Below are 701 nucleotides of genomic sequence, written 5' to 3'. Positions count from 1 at the left end.
CCTCACTTGTAGATGACGACCTTGTCGCCCTTGCGCACCTGAGCGAACAGGCTCGCGATCTTCTTCTCATCGCGCACGTTCACACAGCCGTGCGAACCACCCGCATAACCCCTGGCCGCGAAGTCCGCCGAGTAGTGCACCGCCTGGCCGCCGCTGAAGAACAGCGCGTACGGCATGGGCGTGTCGTAGAGCGTCGAGACGTGGTGCCGGGACTTCCAGTACACCGTGAAGGTGCCCTCGCGCGTCGGCGTGTACTGCGAGCCGAAGCGCACATCCATCGTCGAGACGGCCTTGCCGTCGACCATCCACGTCAGCGTCCGGCTGTTCTTGGCCAGACACAGCACCCGGCCCGTCAGGCACCGCTTGTCCGGTGCGGCAGGCGGAATCCCGCCATTCGCGTACAGCTCCTGCCGCGTCGGCTCGCGCGTCATCGCCACCAGCCGCTGCCAGGTGATGGTGTCCGTCTTACCGGTGCGGGGCAGCCCGCGCTTGCCCTGGAAGCCTTTGACCGCACCGGCGGTGGCCGCGTCGTACGTACCCGACGGAGTCTCGAAGTACCAGCCGATCTGCCGCAGCCTGGCCTGCAGCTCCCGCACCTGGCCCCCACGCTCACCTTCCCGCATGAGGGTCCTGGGCGCGGGCGCGGCCGGCGCGGCCGGTGCCACCGAGGCGCGCGGCTTCCCGTCCACGCCCCTCGCCCC

At 69.3% G+C, this 701-nt stretch carries 1 protein-coding gene; it reads right to left on the bottom strand.

Annotated features, from left to right (window positions below):
• Window positions 1-2: 2 nt before the first annotated feature.
• Window positions 3-689, bottom strand: a complete 687-nt coding sequence (locus tag GKQ77_RS33080; protein ID WP_308117866.1) for a L,D-transpeptidase family protein — start codon at window positions 687-689, stop codon at window positions 3-5.
• Between the last annotated feature and the right edge of the window lie 12 nt (window positions 690-701).

It is taken from the genome of Streptomyces anatolicus (genome assembly GCF_019400875.1).
GTDB classification, from domain to species: Bacteria; Actinomycetota; Actinomycetes; order Streptomycetales; family Streptomycetaceae; genus Streptomyces; species Streptomyces anatolicus.
The sequence above is the reverse complement of the archived record's forward strand: the minus strand, read 5'-3'. Positions and strand labels throughout refer to the sequence as shown.